Raw genomic sequence first — 22,599 nt, 5'->3', positions numbered from 1 at the left:
GGTGCACTTGATTCCGAGCCGCTCAGGGAGAAGTATCCCCCTGTCACGGCGGCGGTCAACGGCCGTCATGAAAGTGTCACTTTTTGAAACTTCGGCCAAACTTGACTATCAGGCGGACTTGATGTCGTTCAGGTACCCCGAACGGTGGGGCGAGTGAAGTGCCACCACGCGAAGTGAAGCTGGGCGAGACGTTGAGCCGCCTGATCGAGGAGCGCGGCTTCAGTAGAAATCGCCAGGAGATCTTGCGAGCGGTAGGTGTCAGTGCGGCCGCGTTGTCCCAATACACGCGCAACCAGACCAGACCAAGCTTCCAAAAGCTGCTCGACCTCGCCGACTTCTTCGGCGTCAGCCTCGATTACCTGGTCCACGGCGAAGGCGCCGGCGAACAGCGCGTAGATCATTCGTCGATGGCCCAACTCATCGACGTGTCGCTCACTTCGGTGCGCACGAGAGTGTCCCAGCACAGCGCGTTGGTCGGCCGGATCGGCCGGGTGCTCGCGGATCGGGTCGATTCGGTTGCTCGTGAGCTGGCGGAGTCGGCGACCGCGGGACGTGAAGGGCTGATTCAGGATGACGAATCCGCCCGGCTCGAGCGGTTCTGTGTCAAAGCCGACATTCTCAGTGTCGATCTTGGCTTTGACCTGATCGAAGTGGCCGGTGAGTCGCCTGCGGCAGGTACCTTCCTCGATGTCGTGGCGGGCAATCTGACCCGAGGGTGCAGGTACAGATTCTTGGTTCCCGGCGACGTCGAGGACAAGGTTCCCGATTTCCGTGGGCTGCTCACCGACAAAGTCGGCGAGGGCGTGGTGTGGGCCAACTGTGAATTCCGGCGCACTGATCACCCGGTTGTCACCGGAGCCGGTCTCTACCAGCTCGACGTGCAACGAGTCCGCTCTGAAGAGGCGGCGCTGTACGCGCAGCTGAGTGACTACATCAGTTCTGACGGCGGGCTGGCCTACGTGATCCGGCCCAACTCCGTGACCAACAGCGACATGCTCATGACCGGACACCATCGGGACCGGGCGCGGACGACCTTCGATCGACTGTGGAAAAGTGCAAGAAGCCTGTGAGAATGCGAGATGATGTGAAGACGACTGGTGTGGTAGCGGGGCAGGTAATCGAGGTTGCGTGCTCGCTGGATGCCAATTGGATCAGACGTGCACAAGTGGATGTTGGACACGCAAAACAGCAAATAGTATTTGGCGGGCCCGATATCGTAATTCCTGGTGACTTCGTTCCGGTGGCCCCGCCAGGCTCTCGTGTGCCTGGCAGTGCGACGAAGATGCGCAGACGCACCTATCGTGGGATGAGTTCTTGGGGCATGCTCTGCAGTACCACCGAGTTGGGGTGGGAGCAGGACGGTGATGACGAGGTCGCGTTGTTGCGACCCGAACGAGTGACCCCCGGGTTCTCGCTCGACTCGGTCGAGTGGCGTGACTACGTGATGCGACCTTCTGGCTGGCGGCTGCAACGACGGCTCGCTTGGCACGAATTCAAAAGATCCGTAGAGCAATCAATCCTCGGACCAACGGAGATGCGGTTGCCCCAGCCGGTCGGTTAGGCGCAATGCCGGGAAGTTAAGAGTTGGGCGTGGGTGTCAACCCGCTGAGATGGGCAACGGAGTTCCTGCTAGAACAGCGTCGACCAAGATCACCGTTCGGCAGGAACTCCGTTGGAAGATCAGTGTTTCATCACGCGTCGCGTGTGTGTGGCTCAGGGTCGTTTCGCGCCTGGTCATCTGGGTGAACTGACCCGTCTCGTCCCGTTCGAGTTGGTTGACGAGGCGCTCGCGGTGACCAGGGCAACTCAGAAACGGCTCCGGGATCTGCCTTCTCGGGTGGTCGTGTATCTGCTCATCGCGGCCGGCTTGTTCAGCGAGCTCGGTTACCTGCAGGTTTGGGCGCGGCTGATCGCCGGACTGGACGGCATCTCGGTGGCCAGGCCGAGTTCCTCGGCGCTGACCCAGGCTCGTCGTCGGGTCGGGGTTGCTCCGCTGGCCGCGGTGTTCGGGCTGCTCGCTGGTCCCGCCGCTGGAGCGGTCCGCTGGCGGAAACTGCTGGTCTGCGCCATCGATAGCACCACCCTGTTCGTCCCGGACAGTCCCGCCAACCTGACCCGTTTCCCCTACCAGGGCGGCGGCAACGGGCCCTCGGGGTATCCCATGCTGCGTTTGATGGCGGTGGTGGCCTGCGGCACCCGCACCGTCCTCGACATCGCGTTCGGGTCCTGGCGGGTCGGCGAGACCAGCATGGCGCCACGCCTGCTCGGGAGCCTGCGACCGGGAATGTTGTTGCTGGGCGACCGCAACTTCGCCGCCGGAGACCTGATCACCCGCATCGCCGCCACCGGAGCGGACCTGCTCATCCGCGCCAAGAACAACCGAGCCCTTCCCCCGATCAACCACCTGCCCGACCGATCCTGGCTGTCTCGCCTTGGCGGGCTCGAGATCCGGGTGATCGACGCCGAGATCACCGCCACCCTCGGCGGCCGCAAGCAGCACACCGGCCACTACCGGCTGCTCACCACACTCACCGATCACCACCGCTACCCCGCCCGCGAGATCGTCGCTCTCTACCACCAGCGCTGGGAGATCGAGACAACATTCCTGGAGATGAAATCCACCCTCCTGGGCGGAAAGGTCCTACGCGCGCGAACCCCCACCGGGATCGAGCAGGAAATCTACGCACTGCTCAGCGGCTACCAGGCGCTGCGCCTGGCGATGGCCGACGCGCTGCTCGGACACAACATCCCACCAGATCGCGCCGGATTCACCGTCGCACTGAACGCCGCACGTGATCAACTCGTTCACGCGGCCGGAATCATCACCGACACCGTCATCGATCTCGTGGGCAAGATCGGGCACGCCGTGCGGGCCTACCTCCTACCCCCACGCCGAACCCGGCTCTGTCCCCGCGTGGTCAAACGCGCAATCTCCAAACACCGCGCCAAAGGCTCGATCGACCGCACCAACTATCCAACCAAGATCACCATCAAGATCCTGCCCGGGTTGACAACCGACCCATGACCCTTAACTTCCCGGCATTGCGGTTAGGCGCCGTAGTTCGCCAGGCCGCCGTCGAGGAGGTCGAAGGCCGCGTCGATGACGTCGATCTGCTCGGCGCGGACCTGCTCGACCGGAACCCCTGACAGTTGCTTCTTGATGGCCGTGGTGAACACGGTGCCGATGGTGGCGCCGAGGAGCCGGGCCGCGGCTTCGGCGTGCCACCGGTCGTCGGGGATGGCGTGCACCAGCACGTCGGCCAGGGCCTCGCCGAGTTCCTCGGCTTGTTGCAGCGCGCGGTTGCGCAGGTCCTGGTTGGACAGGACCTCGTGCCAGAACGTGGTGACGCCGGCGCCGACCGCGGCCATCGGGTGCCGGGCGGCCAGCATGTCCTGGCACCACTCCCGCAGCGCGGCGCTCACCGACTGGCCGGGCCCCCGGTTCAGCACGGCGTCGCGCAGCATCTCGATGTTCTCCGGCTGCCGGTCCAGCAGCAGGTCTTCCTTGGTGGCGAAGTAGTTGAACACCGTCATCTTCGACACGCCCGCGGCCTCGGCCACCTCGGCGACGGTCACGTTCGCGTACCCGCGCTCGAGGAAGAGCCGCGTCGCGATGTCGGAGATCCGGCGGCGCGTCTCCGCCTTCTTGCGCTCCCGCAAACCAGCCACGGCCGGACTTTACCCGATAAAATTTTTGACTCGGTACAACTTTGCGGGCACACTCGGAACCATGACCGAGGAGAGTTACGACGTTGTGGTGGCGGGCGCGGGCCCGGTCGGCCTGATGCTCGCCTGCGAGCTGCGCCTGCGGGGTGTGTCGACGCTGGTGCTCGACCCCCTGGCCGAGCGCAGCGACACCATCAAGGCGGGCGCCATCAACGTGCCGACCGCCGAGGCGTTCTACCGGCGCGGCCTGCTCGCCCCGCTGAGCACGGCCGTCATGGAGCGCACCGCGGAGCTGCTGCCCGAGGTGCGCAAGATGTTCGAGCGCGGCGGCATGAAGAAGATCGGCGGGCACTTCGCCGGGTTGTTCAAGCTCGACCCCACCCGGCTCGACCCGGCCGACCCGGACGTGGTCGCCAGCGACAAGGCCACCGCGATCGTCGCCGTCGCGCAGCAGCAGATCGAGGAACTGCTGGAGAAGCACGCGCTCGAACTCGGTGTCGAGCTGCGGCGCGGCTGCGCGCTGACGTCGTTCACCGCGCGCGCGGACGGCGTCACCGTCCACACCGGACAGGGTGACGTGGAGGCCGCGTGGCTGGTCGGCTGCGACGGCGGGCGCAGCACCGTGCGCAAGACGGCGGGCTTCGACTTCCCCGGCACGGCCCCGACGATCACCGGCCACCAGGCCATTGTGGACATCGACGGAGCGGAGCTGCTCGGCGTCGGCTGGCAGCGGGTGCCCGACGGCATGTACGTCCACGGCCCGATCAAGGGCCGCATCCTCACCGTCGAGTTCGACGGCCCGCCTGCCGACCGCGACGACCCGGTCACCGCGCAGGAATTGGAGAACAGCCTGCGTCGACTGTCGCAAAAGGACGTTCGGATCACCGGTGTGCGCACGGCCACCCGGTGGACCGACAACGCGCGCCAGGCCACCACCTACCGGATGGGCCGGGTGCTGCTGGCCGGGGACGCCGCGCACGTGCACTCGCCGTTCGGTGGCCAGGGCCTGAACCTGGGCATCGGCGACGCGATGAACCTCGGCTGGAAGCTCGCCGCCACGGTCAAGGGCACCGCGCCCGACGGGCTGCTCGACACCTACACCGAGGAGCGCCACCCGCTCGGCGCCCGCGTGCTGGAGATGACGCGGGCCCAGGTCGCGTTGATGCGCCCGGACCCGCTGGTGGAGGCGTTGCGCACGGTCGTCTCGGACTTGATGGACCTCGACGAGGGCAACCAGTACTTCACCAAGTTCATCTCCGGCATGACGCAGACGTACGCGCTCGGCGACCACCCGCTGGTCGGGCGGCGCGCGCCGGACCCGGAACTGGCCGACGGCAGGCGGATCGGCGAACTCCAGCAGGACGGCAGCGCGATCCTGCTGGACCTCGACGACTCGGCGGCGCTGCGGGAGGCGGTCGAGGGTGCCGACATCCGTGTGGTGACAACGATTTGCGGCGCGCACCCGGAGTGGACGGGCGTGCTCATCCGCCCGGACGGCTACGTTGCCTGGGCGACCGACGACGGCACCACCGACGGGCTGGCCGAGGCGGTGGCCCGCTGGTTCGAGCGAGCGGAAAACCATTAGGAAACCGGACATCCGCTTGTCATAGTTGGTCCTGCGAACGCGGGACCGGAATGCGCGGCGCGACGGTGGGGCTGACGAGTGGCGGCGCGGTTTCACCGGCAGTGCCCAAAACTCCCCGCGCTCGCCGCGTGAAGCGCTCCGCAGCGCCGTGCCCGCTCACCCGACCGGGCCCGAAGCAGCGCGGAGCGGCATCGCCCGCATCTGTTCGCGGGCGGCTCCGGCACCGGTCACCTCGACCGGTGCCGGGGTGAGCGCGCCCGGATGGGTAGGAGCGCGCGGCGCGGATTTGCTGGACAATGAGATTGTGTCCGCAACAACCAGCGCAGCCGATCCCGTCCCGGGTCTGGTCGGGTTCGCCGCGGCTCTGCGCCACGCGGGCCTGGCCTGCGAGCCGGAGCGCGTGCAGGCGTTCCTGCGCGCCGTCGACACCCTCGACGCCGCCGACCCGACCCAGGTCTACTGGGCGGGGCGGTTGACGCTGTGCGGTGAGCCCGACGACCTGCCCTGCTACGACGAGGCGTTCGCGTCCTGGTTCATGCCTCAACGCTCCTCGCGCGCGCCCCGCGCCCGCAAGGAGAAGACCAAACGGGCCAAGATCGCGGCGCTGCAGCAGCTCGCCATGGCGGCGGGTCCGACCCCGGAACCCGGCGACGACTCGCTGAAGGTCGCCGCCAGCGACACCGAGGTGCTGCGCCACCGCGACCTCGGTGAGCTCAGCGCGGCCGAGCGCAAGCACCTGCGCGAACTGCTCGCCACGCTGACCATCGAGCCACCGCGCCGGGCGGCGATGCGCCTGCGCCCACACCACCGCGGCGACCTCGACCCCGATCGCACGCTGCGCGCGATGCTGGCCACCGCCGGCGAGCCGATCCGGCTCAAGCGCCACCGCCGCGGCAAGCGACCGCGCCGCGTCGTGCTGCTGGTCGATGTCTCCGGCTCGATGAGCCCGTACGCCGATTCGCTCCTGCGGTTCGCGCACGTCGTGGCGCGGCGCACACCCATGCACACCGAGGTCTTCACCCTGGGTACCCGGTTGACCCGCGTGACGCGCCAACTGCGCCAACGCGACCCGGAGAACGCGCTGGCCAAGGCCGCTCTGGCGGTCCCGGACTTCGCCGGCGGCACCCGGCTCGGGGAGACCTTGCGGGCTTTCCTCGACCGCTGGGGCCAGCGCGGCGCGGCCCGCCGGGCCATCGTCGTCTTGTTCTCGGATGGATGGGAACGGGGCGACGCGGCGTTACTCAAGGAGCAGGTGGCTCGTTTGCAAAGACTGGCCCACTCGGTGATCTGGGTGAACCCGCACGCCGGGCACGACGGCTACGCACCCGTCCAGTCCGGCATCGCGGCTGCCCTGCCCCACGTGGACCGCCTGCTCGCCGGGCACAGCCTGGCGACGCTGGAAGAACTGCTGGTGGAGGTGCGCCGTGCGTGACGTCCTTGACGAGTTGCTCCGTCGCTACCGGGCCGGCGAGACCGTCGGCCTCGGCACCGTCGTGGCGACCTTCTCCTCGGCGCCCCGCTCGCCGGGCGCGGCGATGCTGGTCGCCCCCGACGGGTCGGTCACCGGCAGCGTCTCCGGCGGCTGCGTCGAGGGCGCGGTCTACGAGCTGGCGCAGGAGGTCGTCGAGAGCGGCAAGCCTGTGCTGCAGCGCTACGGCGTGAGCGACGACGACGCGTTCGCGGTCGGGCTGACCTGCGGCGGCATCCTCGACGTGTACGTGGAGCCGGTCGACAGCGCGGGCTTCCCGGAGCTGGTCGAGCTGGCCGAGTCGGTCGAGGCGGAGGTCCCGGTCGCGCTCGCCACGATCGTCGCGCACGAGAACGAGGCCATGGTCGGCAAGCGCATGGTCGTCTGGCCCGACCGCATCGCCGGGTCGCTGGGCAGCGCCCGGATGGACGCCGCGGTGGCCGACGACGCCCGCGGGCTGCTGGCCACCGGCCGCACCGCGACCGTCCACTACGGACCCGAGGGACAGCGGCGCGGCGAGGGCATGTCCGTGTTCGTCAACTCCTTCGAGCCGCCGCCACGCCTGCTGGTGTTCGGCGCCATCGACTTCGCCGCCGCCATGGCCGGTCTCGGCAGCTACCTCGGCTACCGGGTCACGGTGTGCGACGCGCGGCCGGTGTTCGCCACCAGCAGCCGGTTCCCGCAGGCCCACGAGGTCGTCGTCGACTGGCCGCACCGCTACCTGGCCGCCGAGATCGAGGCGGGCCGGGTGGACGAGCGCACGGTGGTCACCGTGCTCACCCACGACCCGAAGTTCGACGTTCCGGTGCTCGAAGTCGCGTTGCGGGCCAAGCTCGGCTACGTCGGCGCCATGGGTTCGCGGCGCACGCACGACGACCGGATGCGGCGGCTGCGCGAGGCCGGTGTCGCCGAGCAGGAGCTGGCCAAGCTCGCGTCGCCGATCGGGCTCGACCTCGGCGCCCGCACGCCCGAGGAGACGGCCGTGTCGATCGCCGCGGAGATCATCTCGTTGCGCTGGGGCGGCGCGGGCGCACGCCTGGCCGACACCGCGGGCAAGATCCACCACGAGCCCGCCGAAGGTGGGATCCGCTGACCGGCGTTCGACACTCCGCTCGCGCCGCACAACGCTCACCGGGTATGTCCACAACTCGGTGAGCAGGTAACAGATGCCCAGGTCAAGGCCATACCGTGCGGTATCGCCGTTGTGATGATCCACAGGTACCGGGCGTCAGCGTGTTGGTTCGTCACAAGTGCCCCGTCCGGTCGGGTGTATTCCGGCGGAGTGGCCTACACGGGGTTGTCCGAATGGCCGCAGGGGTGAAGGCTGCACTCTGTGAGCCCGATCACTGACGTACTGGTGTCGGGCCGGTTGTTCTGCGGACGAACCGTCGTGGAGGCCTCATGCGCATCACCGTGACCGTGGACGGAACCGAGTACTCCGATGATGTAGAGCCACGCATGCTCCTCGTGCAGTACCTGCGTGAACGGCTGGGCAAGACCGGCACCGTCATCGGCTGCGACACCAGCAACTGCGGCGCGTGCACCGTCCACCTCGACGGGCACAGCATCAAGTCCTGCTCGGTGCTGGCGGTGCAGGCCGACGGCAGCGAGGTGACCACCATCGAAGGCCTCGCCCGCGACGGCACGCTGCACCCGGTGCAACAGGCGTTCCACGACAACCACGCCCTGCAGTGCGGGTTCTGCACCCCCGGGATGATCATGCAGTCGGTCGACCTGCTCGCCGACAACCCGGACCCGGACGAGAAGGCCGTGCGCGAAGGGCTGGAGGGCAACCTCTGCCGCTGCACCGGCTACCAGAACATCGTGAAGGCGGTGCGGGACGCGGCCCACCACATGCGTCCCGGCGCGGGCCCCGAGGCCGAACGCGTCGACGAGCGCACCCCCAGCCACGCCGCCGGAGGTGAGTGACCACATGACCGCGACCATCGAACCGGAGATCGGCAAGGCCCGGCTGCGCAAGGAGGACGCGCGGCTGATCACCGGCCGGACCCGCTGGACCGACAACCTGACCGTCCCGGGCATGCTCCACGCGACGATCCTGCGCAGCCCCATGGCGCACGCCAAGATCACCTCGATCGACACGACCGAGGCGAAGAAGATGCGCGGCGTCGTCGCCGTCTACACGGCCAAGGACGTCGACCCCGAGAGCTCGATCGGCATGCCGTGCGCGTGGCCGATCACCCCGGACATGAAGGCCCCGCGCCGCCCGATGCTCGCCGCCGACACGGTGAACTTCGCCGGTGAGGGCGTCGCCGTGGTGATCGCGCGCAGCGCCGCCGAGGCCCGCGACGCCATGGAGGCCATCGAGGTCGACTACGAGGACCTGCCCGTGGTGCTCGACATCGAGGAGGCGCTCAAGGACGGCGCCGACCTCGTGCACCCCGACCTGGAGACCAACAAGAACGCCCTCTGGGTGTTCGACTCCGGCGAGGCGGGCACGGGCGCGAGCGTCGAGGACGCGATCCGCGACGCCGAGGTCACCGTCACCCGCCGGTTCCGCCAGCAGCGCCTGGTCCCGGCGTTCATGGAGCCGCGCTCGGTGCTGGTCGACCCGACCAGCAGCCAGCTGACCATGTGGTCGGCCACCCAGGTCCCGCACATCCTGCGCACGATGACGGCGCTGACGCTGGGCATCGAGGAGCACAAGATCCGGGTCATCGCGCCGGACGTCGGCGGCGGGTTCGGCGGCAAGATCGGCGTGCTGCCCGAGGAACTGCTGACGGTGACGGTCGCGCGGAAGCTGAACAAGCCGGTCAAGTGGACCGAGACGCGCTCGGAATGCATGATGACCGCGCACCACGGCCGGGACCAGATCCAGGACATCACCATCACGGCCAAGCGCGACGGCACGGTCACCGGCCTCAAGGTCGACCTGATCGCCGACATGGGTGCCTACCTGGGCCTGGTCGCGCCGGGCGTGCCGATCCTGGGTGCGTTCATGTTCAACGCGATCTACAAGTTCCCCGCGTACCGGTTCGCGTGCACGAACGTGTTCACCAACAAGACGATCACCGACGCCTACCGCGGCGCCGGTCGTCCGGAGGCCACCTTCGCCATCGAGCGGATCATGGACGAGCTCGCGGTCGAGCTCGGCATGGACCCGATGGAGTTGCGTGAGAAGAACTGGATCAAGCACGAGGAGTTCCCGTTCACGACGGTGTGCGGGCTGACCTACGACAGCGGCAACTACGAGGCCGCGACGTCGAAGGCGATGGAGCTCTTCGACTACGACGGCCTGCGCCGCGAGCAGAAGGAACGCCGCGACCGGAACGACCCGGTGCAGCTGGGCATCGGCATCTCGACGTTCACCGAGATGTGCGGGCTCGCGCCGTCACGCGTGCTCGGCTCGCTGGACTACGGCGCCGGCGGTTGGGAGCACGGTGCGATCCGGATGCTGCCCACCGGCAAGGTCGAGGTCATCACCGGTTCCTCGCCGCACGGGCAGGGCCACGAGACGGCGTGGAGCCAGATCGTCGCCGACCAGCTGGGCGTGCCGTTCGAGGACGTCGAGGTGCTCCACGGCGACACCCAGTCCTCGCACAAGGGGCTGGACACCTACGGTTCGCGTTCGCTCGCGGTCGGCGCCATCGCCGTGGTCAAGGCGGCGGAGAAGGTGATCGCCAAGGCGAAGCCGATCGCCGCGCACATGATGGAAGCCTCAGAAGACGACCTCGAGTTCGCGAACGGCAAGTTCACCGTCAGGGGTACCGACAAGTCCACGGCGATCCAGGACATCGCGCTCGCGGTGTTCGCCGCGCACGACCTGCCCGACGGCGTGGAGCCGACGCTGGACTCCGAGGCCGTCTACGACCCGGAGAACTTCTCGTTCCCGCACGGCACGCACCTCGCGGCGGTCGACGTGGACACCGAGACCGGCCGCGTCACGTTGCGCAAGTACGTGTGCGTCGACGACATCGGCGTCGTGGTCAACCCGTTGATCGCCGACGGCCAGGTGCACGGCGGGCTCGCGCAGGGCATCGCGCAGGCGCTCTACGAGGAGGCCGTGTACGACGAGAGCGGCACGCTGCAGAGCGGCACGTTCGCCGACTACCTGCTGCCCTCGGCGGCCGACCTTCCCTCGTTCACCACCGACCGCACCGAGACGCCGTCCACGACGAACCCGTTGGGCGTCAAGGGTGTCGGTGAGGCCGGCACGATCGCCTCGACGCCCGCGGTGGTCAACGCCGTGGTCGACGCGGTGCGGCACTTCGGCGTGAACGACATCGAAATGCCGACCACGCCGATGCGCGTGTGGACGGCCATCAACGGCGGACCGTCCGACGCGGGCGGTCTCGGCAGCGAGTCCGGCGGCGGTCTCGGCTCGATCGACGTGCCAGGAGGTCAGCAGTGATTCCGGCGAACTTCGACTACGTGGCCCCGGCCGGCGTCGACGAGGCGGTGCGCGCGCTCGCCGAGGCGGGCGAGGACGCGAAGGTGCTGGCCGGCGGGCAGAGCCTGCTGCCGGTGCTGCGGATGCGCCTGGCCGCGCCGACCACGATCGTCGACCTGCGCAAGGTCGGCGACATGCGGGGCGTGCGCGAGGACGGCGACGCGATCGTGATCGGCGCCATGACCACGCACTACGAGGTGCAACGCGACCCGCTGGTCGCCGAGCACGCGGAGCTGATCAAGCTGGCGACGGACACGGTCGCCGACCCGCAGGTCCGCCACCGCGGCACGTTCGGCGGCGCCCTCGCGCACGCCGACCCCGCCGGTGACCTACCGGCCCCGGCCGTGGCCCTGGGCGCGGAGTTCGTGATCGCCGGGCCGTCCGGGCGGCGGACCGTGCCCGCGGCGGAGTTCTTCGTGGACTTCTTCACCACGGCGTTGCAGCCCGACGAGCTGCTGGTCGAGGTGCGCGTGCCCAAGCACACCGGCTGGGGCGCGCACTACGAGAAGTTCAACCGCGTCGCGCAGGCGTGGTCGATCGTCGGCGTCGCGGCTTGTGTGCGGGCCGACGGCGGCACCATCGCCGAGGCCCGGGTCGCCCTGACGAACATGGCGGCGACGCCGGTTCGGGCCACCGGCGTGGAGAACGCCCTGGTCGGGCAGCCCGCCAACGCCGAGTCCATCAAGGCGGCGGCCGCGCACGCCGCCGAGGGCACCAGCCCGACCGCCGACGGCAATGCCGACGAGCGCTACCGCAAGCACCTCGCCGAGGTACTGACCGGACGGGCAGTAGCGGCCGCCGCCGGTTCCTGATCAGATGTGCGAACGGGGTGGTGTCCGGGTAGAACGGACACCACCCCGGTCGTTTTCTCAAGGAGGCCCGACCGTGCAGCTCGAGCACAAGTTCCAAGTCCCCGCCCCGATCGACACCGTGTGGCAGGCGGTGCTCGACCCCGAGCGGGTGGCGCCGTGCATGCCCGGTGCGACGCTCACCAGCGTCGAAGGCGACACCTTCGCCGGCACGGTGAAGGTGAAGCTGGGGCCGATCTCGTTGCTGTACAAGGGTTCCGGCGAGTTCCTGGAGCAGGACGAAGCCGCCCGCAAGGTGGTGATCAAGGCCTCCGGCAAGGACTCCCGGGGCAACGGCACCGCCGCGGCCACGGTGACGGTGACCCTCGCGTCGGTGGACGACGGCACCGAGGGCACGGTGCACACCGACCTGGCGATCACCGGCCGGCCCGCCCAGTTCGGCCGTGGGCTCATCGCCGAGGTCGGCGGGAAGATCCTCAACGCGTTCTCGGAATGCCTGGCGGCCAAGCTCGGCACGACCCCTGATGCTTCCTCGGCGCCGGCCGCGTCCTCGTCCTCGGTTCCGGCTGAGGAGGCGCCGGGGCAGTCGGCGGCCGAGAAGGCCGAGCCGCCGCCCGCCGCCGAGAAGCCCGCCGCCGAGACGCCTGCCGCTGAGTCCGCCGCCGCCAAGCCCCGGCTCGTCGAACCGCAGCCGACGTCGGAGCCCATCGACCTGATGGAGTTCGCCGGCGCGTCGGTCGCGAAGCGAGCAGCTCCGGTGGCCGCCGCGCTGCTGGCGCTCATCATCTTCCTGATCATCCGGCGACGGCGGTGAGTGATCAGCTTTGATCAATGTGAAAGCCACCCTGCACGAAGAACTGCGGTTCGTCCGCGGCGCGGTGCTCGCGAAGCTCGACGGGCTTTCCGAGTACGACGTGCGCCGGCCGCTGACGCCCACCGGCACCAACCTGCTCGGCCTGGTCAAACACCTCGCGACCTGGGAGGCCCGCTACTTCGGTGAGGTCTTCGACCGGCCGTTCCCGCGGCCGCTGCCTCCGCGCGGCACCGACCTGTGGGCGACCGAGCACGAGTCGCGCACCGAGGTCGTCGAGTTCTACCGCTCGGTGTGGGCGCACACCGACGCGACGATCGAGGGCCTCCCGCTCGACGCGCCCGGGCGGGTGTCGTGGTGGCGCAAGCCCGAGGTGACGCTCTTCGGCGTGCTGCTCCACATGATCACCGAGACCACCCGGCACGCCGGCCACGCCGACATCCTGCGGGAGTCGATCGACGGCGCGGTGGGCGTCGACGGCGCGGCCCCGCCGAGCAAGGACGCCATCGCCCGGTGCGCGGCCATCGAGAGCGCGGCGCGCGCCGCTCAGGCCTGAGCCGCGGTTAGGGTGCGCCCGTGGACCGGGTGGCGGAGTTGGTGCGGCGGGAAGCCGCCGGGGAGAACATCGAGTACGTGCGGTTCTGGGGGCACCGGCCGCGCAAGGACGGGCGCATCGGGACCGCTTGCCTGAGCCAGTGGTGGCCCGCCGCGTTCGTGGTCGGTGGTGAGCGGTTCGCGACCGCCGAGCACTTCATGATGGTCGGCAAGGCACGGCTGTTCGGCGACGAGGAAGCCGCGATGAAGATCCTTGAGACCGACGAACCGGCGGCGGCCAAGAAGCTGGGCCGGACCGTGCGCGGTTTCGACGACGAGACCTGGCAGGCGGCGGCCTTCGACATCGTGGTGCGCGGGAACCTGGCCAAGTTCGATCAGCACGACGACCTGGGCAAGTTCCTCGTGGGCACCGGCGACGCGGTGCTGGTCGAGGCGAGCCCGGTGGACCCGGTGTGGGGGATCGGGCTCGCGGCCGACGACCCGCGCGCGACCACCCCGTCGACCTGGCGCGGCACGAACCTGCTGGGGTTCGCACTGATGGAAGTCCGGGACCGGCTGGTGTCATAGGGTGCGGCGCATGGACAGCGCGCGCTTGATCGAGTCGTGGCCGGTGGACAACGCGGCGGTCGCGGTCGTCGCGTCCGGGGGCGACGTGATCGGCCGGTACGGCGACGGCGGGCGGGTGTTCCCGCTGGCGTCGGTGACGAAGTTGCTGAGCGCGTACGCCGTGCTGATCGCGGTCGAGGAGGGTGCCGTCGAGTGGACCGACCCGGCTGGTCCCGACGGTTCGACCGTGCGGCACCTGATCGCGCACACCTCCGGGCTGGCCTTCGACACCGAGCAGCAGCAGGCGTTGCCGGGGACGCGGCGGATCTACTCCAACACCGGCTTCGCGGTGCTGGCCGAGACGGTCGCGCGGGCGTCGGGGATCGCGTTCGCGGAGTACCTCGACCAAGCGGTCTGCCAGCCGCTGGGGATGACTTCGACGCGCCTTGTCGGATCCGCCGGGGCCGGGGCCGAGTCCAGTTGCGATGACCTGGCGGTGTTCGCGGCCGAGCTGCAGGCGCCCACGCTCGTCGATTCGGCGACGGTCGAGGAGGCGACGTCGGTGGCGTTCCCGGAGTTGAACGGCGTGCTGCCGGGATACGGGATGCAGAAGCCGAACGACTGGGGTCTGGGCTTCGAGCTGCGTGACCACAAGAGTCCACATTGGACCGGCAAGAACAGCTCGCCCGCCACGTTCGGCCACTTTGGACAGTCGGGGACGTTCCTGTGGGTCGACCCAGCGGCGAAGCTGGCTTGCGTTGCGTTGACGGACAAGGACTTCGGGCCGTGGGCGGTCGGGGCGTGGACGCCGTTCACGGATGCCGTGTTGGCCGAGTTCGCCTGAGGTCTCTGGCGCTTGGGGCTCGATTAGGAGCTATTAAGGGCGGCTGCCGCGGGTGTTCGCCGCCGGGTGGTTGGGTTGGTCTCGGGTCGGGGCGGCGAACACCCTTGCCAACGGTGCCGGCGGTTTGCGTTGCTTGGGTGGCCGGTTGAATGGTTGCGTTGCGTTGTTTCCTGCCGTTTGCGGGTGGTCCCGGTGGTGGCTGGGCTGCGTGGAAGAACCGGAATATTCCACCATTCTTCGATTAGGCCGTTTGGTCGTTTGTTGTGGTATGATCGGGGTATGGAGCTGGGGGAGCTTAACTCGACTGTCGCGCAGATGCGACAACTGGAGTTGAAGCTGCTCGACGACATTTCCCACCTGGAGTGGAAAGAGTCCGGGTATCCCCAGTTGTGGCGGTTTCTGCAGGATGTCCTGCATCTGACCGCTCCTGAAGCCAAGCGTCTTGAACATCACGTCGAGTTGTTGTGCCCGAAGGTCGGGATCACCGGCCAGTCGATCCCGCCGCGGCTGCCTGCCGCGCGGGCGGCGATGGCCGCGGGGGAGATCTCTGGCGCGCACGTCGACAAGATCGCCACCGCGGTGGAACTCGTCCCGGTCGAGCACGCCGAACAGGTCGACGTAGACATGACCGAGCTGGCTCGGGAGTTCAACCCGACCCAGCTCATCCACCTCGGTAAGCGCATCGTCGACGCGCTGAACCCCGACGGTCGCAAGCCGGTCGAGCCGACTGTGGTGGACGCGCAGAACACGCTGGACCTCTACGAACACCGCGACGGATCCCTGTCAGGCCAGTTCCGGCTCGGCACCGAGGACGCGAGCGTGCTGCGCGCGCTGCTCTCCCCACTGGCCAAGCCCCAGCCTCAGGATGACCGGATCCTGAGCGAGCGGCAGGGCGACGCGCTGGCCGAGATCATCGGGTTCGCCGCCGACTCCGGCCAAGCCCCCGCCGAAGGCGGCGAACGCCCCCACATCGCGGTCACGGTCTCCCTGGAGACCCTGCAAACCCGCATCGGCCGGGCCATCCTCGACGACGCCCGCACCCTGACCCCAGAACAGGCCCGCCGCGTGGCGTGCGAGGCGAAACTCATCCCCATCGTCCTCGACAGCAAATCCCAGCCACTGGATATCGGGGAAACCCGACGCCTGGCCGATAAGCGATTGCGCAGAGCCCTCGCCATCCGCGACCAAGGCTGCGCCGCCCCCGGGTGCGCGCGAACACCGCATCAATGTCACGCCCACCACATTCAGCATTGGGCAGACGGCGGATCAACGACATTGGATAATCTCGTGCTGGTATGCCCATACCACCATCGGTTGATCCATCACACCGAATGGTCGGTGCACATGGATAACGGGCTGCCGGTATTCACCCCACCACCCTGGCTACAACGCGCCTCCTAAATTCTTGTAACTCAGCCACCGCCGGCACCACCGCGCCCGCTGCAGGCTGCCCACGCAACGCAACCCCTCAACCGGGCCACCCTCGCAGCGCAACCACCGGCACCGGTGGCAAGGGTGTTCGCCGCCCCCAACCCCGAGACCAACCCAGCCACCGGCGGCGAACACCCGCGGCAGCAACACCCGGTCGAGAGCAGCCATCCCCGAAGACTCAACCCCCAATCAGCCACCCATTCCAGCCACCACCCCGGCAAGCGACGCTCGTTTCGAGAGCAACCGCCGAGTCGGGAGCCGAGATCACGCCGGCGAGCTGCTCAGTTCGGCGAGAGGGATCGGGGCGCAGGCTGACGGGGGCGGGGAAGCGGAGGCCGGAGCCGGGCACGAAATTCGCCTGAAAGGGCTACTTGCTTGTCTTGGGCGCATGGGTGCTTGCTAGTGGGTGTCGGCGACGTCGTGGAGGAAGCGGATGCACAGCTCGGTGGCTAAGTACGCGTGGATCGAGGAGGAGCAGGGCCTGGCGTGGACCATCGCGGTCACGAACGGGGTGTTGGCGTCGAACGTCGTGCGGGCGCACGGCGGGGATCCGGACATACGGATGGGCACGCGGACGTTCGAGCAGTCGGCAGTGCCCGCGGACGAGTTCGGGCAGTACTTCTGCCTGCGGATCCTGGCCGCGCCGGGGTTCGTCGCGATGACCGAGAACAACGGCTGGAGCGGCAAAGTCCCGGAGATCGCGCGGCGGGTGACCCGCCAGGGCGGGCGGTACTTCGGCGTCTACTGGAACCGCCACGGCCACGCATACGTGACCGAGGCCCAAGACGGGAAGATCACCGCCTACTTCGAGCCCCTGTTCGCCGACACGCGACCCGGCGCCGGGGCGATCCACCCGGACTGGCTCAGCAGCGACTTCGACATCGAGCACTACAAGGCGGCCAGCCTGGCCGCCATGGAAGAGCGGACCAGGATCTCGTTCGACCGGTTCTGGCTGACCCTCAAGGCGCCCACCTACCGGATCCCCAACCCCGACGTCCTGCTGCGCGACGTGCCCGGCGCGCGGCTGCCGTGACCGGCTACGGCATGCGGGTCACGAGGGCGCGCCACGCCTTCGGGGTGAAGCGCAGGGAGGGGCCGCTGGTGTTCTTGGAGTCCCGGACTAGGGCATCGGCGGTGGTGAGGGAGACCTGAACGCAGTTGACGTTGCCGCTGTGGGAACTCGTGCGCCAGGTCCGCGTCATGGCTGCTGGTCGAGTCGGGTGAGCAGGGTGCGCCACGCGGCGGGGGTGAAGTCGAGGACGGGCGCCGTGGTGTTCTTGGAGTCGCGGACTAGGGCGTCGGTGGTGGTGAGGGAGACCTGAACACAGTTCCCGTTGTCGCCGCTGTGGGAACTGGTGCGCCAAGCGCGGGCCATGTCATGGATCCTTCGGGTCGGTCGTAATCGCTTGCGAGCTGTGCAATCAGCTCTCGCGATTGTCCCTCATCCAGCGCAGCGAGAGCCAGCTTGTCGACCATCCGGAGGTATGTTGTCACCTCCGAGACCTTCTCGAGGAAGAGGCTCACCGTCTGGGTTTCCACGTACACCACAGGGTTGTAGCCGGTGACTTGCATGATCCGGAAAGCGCCTGACATCCCGGCATGCGCACCGTGCTCGATCGGGATCACCCGGATGACCGAGCCATGCCGGTGTACGTCGAAGAGCAGCTTCAAGCACTGCTCGTGCATCACCCGATTGCTGCCAACCGGTGTGCGTAGTGCCGACTCGTGGATGAAAAAGGTGATGTCGGGCTTGGGACGCGCAAGCAGTGATTGCCGATCCACCCTGGCCTGGACCCGCGCACCGATTTCCTTTGGCGGCACAACGCCAGCCATGAAGAGCGCGCGCGCATAGTCATCGGTCTGTAGCAGGCCGGGGATGCGGGTGACCTCGAACTCGGTGATCACGTCGGCGGTGGTCTCTTGGATGATCAGGGTGCGCAGCTCATCGGGCAGGCCGGAACCGTGCGGGCGCAAGTGATACGCGTCGCTCAGCTCGCGGGCGACGCCCATCAAGTACTTGATCTCGTCCCGCTCCGCATGGCAGTACGACAAGAAGATCGCCGTGTCCACCTCGCTTGGTGGCTGCAGGCCCGTTTCCGCGCGCGAGACCTTGCTCGCGGACCAACCCAAACGGTTCGCGAGCTGGTACCCCACATACCCGGCCTTCTCGCGAGCCTTGCGCAACTCAGCGCCAAGCTCGCGGGAAAGCGCGGACGACTCCCGGTGTTCCACCACTGCCACCACCCCTTTGCGTTCCGGAAAACCAACCTAGAACGATCAGGGCGGCGAATGGTGTCAGCGCAAGCCAAGTCCACTCAAAGGGGGCATCACACCCGATTCGCTTGCAGGGCAAGCAAAATCCTTACGCATACCGTAGGCGCCACCTCCGCGCCCGCACCAGCGAGCTCGCGTAGGACCGCTTGTTCGCCGTCTCCGACTTGAACACCTTGTGCTCGGCCGCGACCCGTTCCGCCTGGGCCATGGTCGTCGGCGGCCGGGCCACCGACAGCACCATCGTCTGCGTGCCCAGCACGACCAGCCGCGCGCCGAAACGGCTCTGCCAACTGCGCAGCACCGCGCCCGCGCCACCAGGCCCCCAGCCCAGCAGGCCGGGGATGTCGGCCGGGTCGTCGACCTCGGCCAGGCCGAGCCGGTGTAACCCGTGACGGCCGCCGGCTCCGGTCAGCACCGAACCCGTGTTTGCCGCGTCGGCCAACGGATCCGTCTCGTAGCGGGGTGGCTCGGCCTCCCGGGGGTGCGGCACGGCCCAGTCGGCCAGCACCCAGTCCACCAGCACCCGTCGCGCCTCGGGACTGCTGAACCTCGTGTCCACCGGGATCAGCACCGGCCACTGCCCGGTGCGTTCGAACCGGGACACGCACGCGGGATAGAGCCATGGGTCCGTCACCGGCGCATCGCTCACCCACAACCGGCCGTGGCGACGGCCGGAGGGCAGGTCAACGGCAGGAACTGCCGGTGCAACGACGGTCATGACTCGCCTCACTCACGTTCGAACTGATGTTCGAGCCTGAGGCTAGCACCAGCCACCGACAAAAGCTCAGCGAATGTCGGGCAGGGACGGTCCGAGCAGGTCGTCGGCGTCGACGATGGTGTACGCGTAGCCCTGCTCGGCCAGGAAGCGCTGGCGGTGCGCCGCGTAGTCGGTGTCCAACGTGTCCCGCGACACGACCGAGTAGAAGTGCGCCTGCCGTCCGTCGCCCTTGGGCCGCAACAGCCGCCCGAGCCGTTGCGCTTCCTCCTGCCGCGAGCCGAAGGTGCCCGAGACCTGCACGGCGACCGACGCCTCCGGCAGGTCGATGGAGAAGTTCGCGACCTTCGAGACCACGAGCGTGCGCAGTTCGCCCCGGCGGAACTGGTCGAACAGGGACTCGCGCTCGCGGTTGCTCGTGGAGCCCTGGATGATCGGCGCGTCCAGGGCCGCGCCCAACGATTCCAGTTGGTCGAGGTACGCGCCGATGACCAGCGTCGGCTCACCCGCGTGCTTGTCCACAATGGACCGAACGACGGCCAGCTTCGAGTTCGCCGTCGAGCAGAGCTTGTACCGCTCCTCGGGCTCGGCGGTCGCGTACTGCAGCTGCTCGTTCTCCGTGAGCGTCACCCGGACCTCGATGCACTCGGCCGGCGCGATCCAGCCCTGCGCCTCGATGTCGCGCCACGGCACGTCGTAGCGCTTCGGGCCGATCAACGAGAACACGTCGCCTTCGCGGCCGTCCTCACGCACCAGCGTCGCCGTCAGACCCAGGCGCCGCCGCGACTGGAGATCCGCGGTCATGCGGAACACCGGAGCGGGCAGCAGGTGCACCTCGTCGTAGATCACCAGGCCCCAGTCGCGGGAGTCGAACAGCTCCAGGTGCCGGTACTCGCCCTTGGTCTTGCGGGTGATCACCTGGTAGGTCGCGATGGTGACCGGCCGGATCTCCTTGCGCTCACCGGAATACTCGCCGATCTCGTCCTCGGTGAGCGACGTGCGCGCGACCAGTTCGCGCTTCCACTGCCGGCCGGCGACGGTGTTGGTCACCAGGATCAACGTCGTCGCCTTGGCGTGCGCCATCGCGGCCGCGCCGACCAACGTCTTCCCGGCGCCACAAGGCAACACGACCACACCGGAGCCGCCGGCCCAGAACGCCGCCGCCGCGTTGCGCTGGTAGTCGCGCAGGTGCCAGTCGGCCTCGTCCAGCTCGATCGGGTGCGCCTCCCCGTCCACATAGCCGGCGAGGTCCTCGGCCGGCCAGCCGACCTTGAGCAGCACCTGCTTGAGCCGGCCGCGCTCGCTCGGGTGCACCACGACGGTGTCGTCGTCGATGCGCGCGCCGATCATGGGCGCGACCTTCTTGTTGCGCAGCACCTCTTCGAGCACCGCGCGGTCGGTCGTGCTCATCACCAGGCCGTGCGCCGGGTCATTTGCCAATTGCAAACGTCCGAAGCGGCCCATCGTGTCCACGACGTCGATCAACAACGGCTGCGGAACGGGATAACGCGAATACCGCGACAACGCGTCGACGACCTGCTCGGCGTCGTGCCCGGCGGCGCGGGCGTTCCACAGCGCGAGCGGGGTGATGCGGTACGTGTGCACGTGTTCCGGCGCGCGCTCCAGCTCGGCGAACGGCGCGATCGCGATGCGCGCGTCGTCGGCGAGCTCGTGGTCCACCTCGAGCAGCAGCGTCTTGTCGGATTGGACGATCAAGGGGCCGTCGGTCACGTACGCATTCTCCCTTGTTTTCGGTCAGCGATCATTTGGTCACCCTGCAGAGAACTTCAACGGTTGCGCGTCGCGATGTCATCCCGGCCGGATACATTGCTCCGGCCAGCGAGGGCCTGGCACCCCAAATCTCTCCCGTTCGGAGTCTCGATGACCCAGCAGTACCCGCCGCAGCCACCGCCGCCGGGGGGCGGCTACGGCCCGCGGCCGCCGCAGCAGCCGCAGCAGCCGCAGCAGCCACCGTACGGTCAGCAGCCGCCGCCTCAGCAGCCCTACGGCCAGCAGCAGCCGCAGCGCCCGCCGCAGCAGCCACCGTACGGCCAGCCGGTCGGGGGACCGGGGACGCCGCCCGGGGGCATGCCCGGCCAGCAGCCGCCGCAGATGCCGGGTGGCCCGGTGCCCGCCACGCCGAGTTACCCGCCCACCCCGAAGAAGTCGAAGACGCGGCTGTTCGTGACCGCCGGGGTCGTGCTGGTGGTCATCGTCGTCGCCGTGATCTACGCCATCCAGAAGGGCAAGGTGGCGCCCTCGTCGGCCAACCCGGGCGACTGCATCAAGGTCAACTCCGCGGCGGCCAACGACGCCGACGTCGAGAAGATCGACTGCACCTCGCCCGACGCGGTGTACAAGGTCGGGATCAAGCTCGACACCGCGACCGGTGACTGCCCGACGGACTCGTACATCCAGTACATGCAGTCCGGCAAGGGCGACGACTTCTCGCTGTGCCTGATGCTGAACACCAAGGAAGGCGAGTGCTTCGCCAACCTCACCTCGCAGGACGAGAACAAGAAGACCACCCGGGTCGCGTGCACGGCGCCCGACGCCGAGGGCAAGGTCACCAAGGTCATCAACGGCAAGGCCGACGTCAAGGCGTGCCCGGAGGACACCGGCCTCCCGCTGGACTACCCCGAGCCCAAGCCGGGGGTGACCGTGTGCGTCGACCCGGTCGGCAGCGGCCAGGGTTCCTGACATAACCAGAGCACCCGCCTGCCGCCGTCACCGCCGTGGCGGCAGGCGGGTCTTCGGTCAACCCGGCCCCGACGGGCCCGCCGGGTGGCTACATTCGAGTGGTACTTCCGGCCCGTCCCTTCGGAGTCGACGATGCAGCCCTACCCGCCGCAGCAGCCGCCGGGCGGCGGAGGCGAGCCGTGGCCACAGCAGCCTCCGCGGCCACCCGTGCAGGTGCCGTTCCAATACGGGCAGGCGCCGGTCCCGCCGAAGCGCAAGGCGCCCTTCGTCGTCGCCGGCATCGCGATCGCCGTGGTGCTGGGCGTGATCGCGTTCGTCGTGGTCAACAACGACCACCGCAGCCCCGTCGAATGGGCGAAGGCCCAGCCGTCGCAGGCGGTGGCTGGGGACTGCATCAAGGTCATTTCCGCCTCGACCACCGACGCCCGCGTCGAGAAGGTCGACTGCACCTCACCCGACGCGGTGTTCAAGGTCGGCACCAAGATGGACGGCACCCACGAGCAGTGCCCGTCGGACTCCTACGACACCTACACGCAGTCCGGTCGCGGCGACGAGTTCACCTTGTGCCTCATGCTCAACGCCGTCGAAGGCGACTGCTTCAGCCACGTCTCCAGCGGCACCACCGCGAAGGTGGCGTGCACGGCCGCGGATGCCGAGGCCCGCGCGGACAAGGTGGTCAACGGTGAGGCCGCCGAGAGCGCCTGCCCGGCGGACACCGGGCTCACCTTGGTGTACCCGGAACCCGGCGAGACGCTCTGCCTGAACGAGGTCACTGGGACCTGAC

22 protein-coding genes are annotated in these 22,599 nt (G+C 68.7%); 16 read left to right on the top strand and 6 right to left on the bottom strand.

Translation table 11 applies throughout. From position 1 onward, the window contains the following. The first annotated feature begins 173 nt into the window (after nucleotides 1-173). Nucleotides 174-1,070, top strand: coding sequence for a helix-turn-helix domain-containing protein (locus EV186_RS02645; protein WP_166658997.1), 897 nt, complete (start codon nucleotides 174-176; stop codon nucleotides 1,068-1,070). Between the two features lie 602 nt (nucleotides 1,071-1,672). Further along, a complete protein-coding gene (locus EV186_RS02635) occupies nucleotides 1,673-3,025 on the top strand; it encodes an IS4 family transposase (RefSeq protein ID WP_243753788.1) in 1,353 nt (450 codons plus the stop codon). A 23-nt stretch (nucleotides 3,026-3,048) separates the two neighbouring features. Here EV186_RS02635 and EV186_RS02630 read toward each other — a convergent pair whose 3' ends face one another. Further along, nucleotides 3,049-3,669: a TetR/AcrR family transcriptional regulator gene (locus tag EV186_RS02630; RefSeq protein WP_133847465.1), complete on the bottom strand. Its 621-nt coding sequence runs from the start codon at nucleotides 3,667-3,669 to the stop codon at nucleotides 3,049-3,051. A 61-nt stretch (nucleotides 3,670-3,730) separates the two neighbouring features. Between EV186_RS02630 and EV186_RS02625 the strand changes: the two genes are divergently transcribed. The 12 genes from EV186_RS02625 (at nucleotide 3,731) to EV186_RS02570 (ending at nucleotide 17,159) form a co-directional block, all read left to right on the top strand. Then, the gene (locus EV186_RS02625) at nucleotides 3,731-5,251 is read left to right on the top strand and encodes an FAD-dependent oxidoreductase (protein WP_133847464.1); all 1,521 of its coding nucleotides are present in this window, start codon (nucleotides 3,731-3,733) and stop codon (nucleotides 5,249-5,251) included. 304 nt (nucleotides 5,252-5,555) lie between these two features. Further along, complete coding sequence (locus EV186_RS02620; RefSeq protein WP_133847463.1) at nucleotides 5,556-6,683, top strand: vWA domain-containing protein; 1,128 nt, start codon at nucleotides 5,556-5,558, stop codon at nucleotides 6,681-6,683. Then, a complete protein-coding gene (locus EV186_RS02615) occupies nucleotides 6,676-7,812 on the top strand; it encodes an XdhC family protein (protein ID WP_133847462.1) in 1,137 nt (378 codons plus the stop codon). Before EV186_RS02620 ends, EV186_RS02615 begins: the two co-directional genes overlap by 8 nt. A 308-nt stretch (nucleotides 7,813-8,120) precedes the next feature. Beyond that, nucleotides 8,121-8,648, top strand: coding sequence for a (2Fe-2S)-binding protein (locus EV186_RS02610; protein ID WP_133847461.1), 528 nt, complete (start codon nucleotides 8,121-8,123; stop codon nucleotides 8,646-8,648). Nucleotides 8,649-8,652: 4 nt separating this feature from the next. Continuing rightward, nucleotides 8,653-11,091 carry a xanthine dehydrogenase family protein molybdopterin-binding subunit gene (locus tag EV186_RS02605; RefSeq protein WP_133847460.1) on the top strand — a complete coding sequence of 813 codons (2,439 nt, stop codon included), beginning with the start codon at nucleotides 8,653-8,655 and terminating at the stop codon, nucleotides 11,089-11,091. Beyond that, nucleotides 11,088-11,942 (top strand): FAD binding domain-containing protein, encoded by an 855-nt coding sequence (locus EV186_RS02600; protein WP_133847459.1) that lies wholly within the window; start codon nucleotides 11,088-11,090, stop codon nucleotides 11,940-11,942. Before EV186_RS02605 ends, EV186_RS02600 begins: the two co-directional genes overlap by 4 nt. Before the next feature lie 73 nt (nucleotides 11,943-12,015). Further along, nucleotides 12,016-12,753: an SRPBCC family protein gene (locus EV186_RS02595; protein WP_133847458.1), complete on the top strand. Its 738-nt coding sequence runs from the start codon at nucleotides 12,016-12,018 to the stop codon at nucleotides 12,751-12,753. 19 nt (nucleotides 12,754-12,772) lie between these two features. Further along, nucleotides 12,773-13,306 (top strand): DinB family protein, encoded by a 534-nt coding sequence (locus tag EV186_RS02590; RefSeq protein ID WP_424981890.1) that lies wholly within the window; start codon nucleotides 12,773-12,775, stop codon nucleotides 13,304-13,306. Between the two features lie 20 nt (nucleotides 13,307-13,326). Further along, on the top strand, nucleotides 13,327-13,872 hold the full coding sequence (locus EV186_RS02585; protein ID WP_208115458.1) for an NADAR family protein: 546 nt from the start codon (nucleotides 13,327-13,329) through the stop codon (nucleotides 13,870-13,872). A 10-nt stretch (nucleotides 13,873-13,882) separates the two neighbouring features. After that, on the top strand, nucleotides 13,883-14,695 hold the full coding sequence (locus tag EV186_RS02580; protein ID WP_133847456.1) for a serine hydrolase domain-containing protein: 813 nt from the start codon (nucleotides 13,883-13,885) through the stop codon (nucleotides 14,693-14,695). Nucleotides 14,696-14,974: 279 nt separating this feature from the next. Then, nucleotides 14,975-16,096 carry an HNH endonuclease signature motif containing protein gene (locus tag EV186_RS02575; RefSeq protein WP_133847455.1) on the top strand — a complete coding sequence of 374 codons (1,122 nt, stop codon included), beginning with the start codon at nucleotides 14,975-14,977 and terminating at the stop codon, nucleotides 16,094-16,096. Nucleotides 16,097-16,571: 475 nt separating this feature from the next. Next, nucleotides 16,572-17,159 carry a DUF6461 domain-containing protein gene (locus tag EV186_RS02570; protein WP_133847454.1) on the top strand — a complete coding sequence of 196 codons (588 nt, stop codon included), beginning with the start codon at nucleotides 16,572-16,574 and terminating at the stop codon, nucleotides 17,157-17,159. 4 nt (nucleotides 17,160-17,163) lie between these two features. On the opposite strand, the gene EV186_RS02565 is transcribed toward EV186_RS02570, so the two are convergent. The 5 genes from EV186_RS02565 to EV186_RS02545 all read right to left on the bottom strand — a co-directional run bounded on the left by EV186_RS02565 (nucleotide 17,164) and on the right by EV186_RS02545 (nucleotide 20,846). Next, nucleotides 17,164-17,328 (bottom strand): DUF397 domain-containing protein, encoded by a 165-nt coding sequence (locus tag EV186_RS02565; protein WP_133847453.1) that lies wholly within the window; start codon nucleotides 17,326-17,328, stop codon nucleotides 17,164-17,166. Further along, nucleotides 17,325-17,501, bottom strand: coding sequence for a DUF397 domain-containing protein (locus tag EV186_RS02560; protein WP_133847452.1), 177 nt, complete (start codon nucleotides 17,499-17,501; stop codon nucleotides 17,325-17,327). Before EV186_RS02560 ends, EV186_RS02565 begins: the two co-directional genes overlap by 4 nt. Beyond that, on the bottom strand, nucleotides 17,417-18,358 hold the full coding sequence (locus EV186_RS02555) for a helix-turn-helix domain-containing protein (protein ID WP_166658996.1): 942 nt from the start codon (nucleotides 18,356-18,358) through the stop codon (nucleotides 17,417-17,419). Before EV186_RS02555 ends, EV186_RS02560 begins: the two co-directional genes overlap by 85 nt. A 130-nt stretch (nucleotides 18,359-18,488) precedes the next feature. Beyond that, entirely contained in the window at nucleotides 18,489-19,004 is a 516-nt protein-coding gene (locus EV186_RS02550; RefSeq protein ID WP_243753787.1) for a DUF4253 domain-containing protein, read from the bottom strand. A 180-nt stretch (nucleotides 19,005-19,184) separates the two neighbouring features. Beyond that, nucleotides 19,185-20,846, bottom strand: a complete 1,662-nt coding sequence (locus tag EV186_RS02545; RefSeq protein WP_133847449.1) for a DNA repair helicase XPB — start codon at nucleotides 20,844-20,846, stop codon at nucleotides 19,185-19,187. Between the two features lie 150 nt (nucleotides 20,847-20,996). Between EV186_RS02545 and EV186_RS39350 the strand changes: the two genes are divergently transcribed. Further along, nucleotides 20,997-21,815 carry an LppU/SCO3897 family protein gene (locus EV186_RS39350; RefSeq protein WP_208115457.1) on the top strand — a complete coding sequence of 273 codons (819 nt, stop codon included), beginning with the start codon at nucleotides 20,997-20,999 and terminating at the stop codon, nucleotides 21,813-21,815. 84 nt (nucleotides 21,816-21,899) lie between these two features. Then, nucleotides 21,900-22,598 (top strand): LppU/SCO3897 family protein, encoded by a 699-nt coding sequence (locus EV186_RS02535; RefSeq protein WP_133847448.1) that lies wholly within the window; start codon nucleotides 21,900-21,902, stop codon nucleotides 22,596-22,598. Nucleotide 22,599: the final 1 nt, after the last annotated feature.

The organism is Labedaea rhizosphaerae (genome assembly GCF_004362825.1).
Taxonomy (GTDB): Bacteria; Actinomycetota; Actinomycetes; order Mycobacteriales; family Pseudonocardiaceae; genus Labedaea; species Labedaea rhizosphaerae.
Note: the sequence above shows the minus strand (reverse complement) of the source record. Positions and strands in the feature narration are given on the sequence as shown.

Excerpts from the sequence above, each read along its gene's own strand:
- EV186_RS02625 (WP_133847464.1), top strand. The coding sequence starts at position 3,731 with ATGACCGAGGAGAGTTACGACGTTGTGGTGGCGGGCGCGGGCCCGGTC.
- EV186_RS02610 (WP_133847461.1), top strand. The coding sequence starts at position 8,121 with ATGCGCATCACCGTGACCGTGGACGGAACCGAGTACTCCGATGATGTA.
- EV186_RS02605 (WP_133847460.1), top strand. The coding sequence starts at position 8,653 with ATGACCGCGACCATCGAACCGGAGATCGGCAAGGCCCGGCTGCGCAAG.
- EV186_RS02580 (WP_133847456.1), top strand. The coding sequence starts at position 13,883 with ATGGACAGCGCGCGCTTGATCGAGTCGTGGCCGGTGGACAACGCGGCG.
- EV186_RS02575 (WP_133847455.1), top strand. The coding sequence starts at position 14,975 with ATGGAGCTGGGGGAGCTTAACTCGACTGTCGCGCAGATGCGACAACTG.
- EV186_RS02565 (WP_133847453.1), bottom strand. The coding sequence starts at position 17,328 with ATGACGCGGACCTGGCGCACGAGTTCCCACAGCGGCAACGTCAACTGC.
- EV186_RS02560 (WP_133847452.1), bottom strand. The coding sequence starts at position 17,501 with ATGGCCCGCGCTTGGCGCACCAGTTCCCACAGCGGCGACAACGGGAAC.
- EV186_RS39350 (WP_208115457.1), top strand. The coding sequence starts at position 20,997 with ATGACCCAGCAGTACCCGCCGCAGCCACCGCCGCCGGGGGGCGGCTAC.